The organism is Salinimicrobium oceani (genome assembly GCF_012037645.1).
Window position 1 is genome coordinate 1 of record NZ_JAAVJR010001501.1, and the last position, 301, is coordinate 301.

At 36.5% G+C, this 301-nt stretch carries 1 protein-coding gene; it reads right to left on the reverse strand.

Annotated elements, in window-relative coordinates; translation table 11 throughout:
- The coding region (locus tag HC175_RS22830; protein WP_168140060.1) for an N-6 DNA methylase at positions 1-301 on the reverse strand (301 nt) is incomplete at both ends.

Below are 301 nucleotides of genomic sequence, written 5' to 3' on the forward strand. Positions count from 1 at the left end.
CGGTGGTAACGATCTTAGCAAGGATCTTTGAAACTTGTTGAGGTGTATAGAATTCACCTGCCTTTTTACCTGCACCACTGGCAAATTTTCCTATAAGATACTCATAAGCATAACCTAAAATATCAGAATCAGCATCTTCAAGATTGAAATCTATTTGGTCGAGATGACTGAGTACCTTTGCAATCAATTCATTTCTTGCTTTAGGGCTTCGGCCTAACTTTGTGCTGTTAAGATCAAGATCTTCAAATAATTGATTAAAATCTTCCTCGCTATCAGTACCCATTGTACTTTGTTCGATATT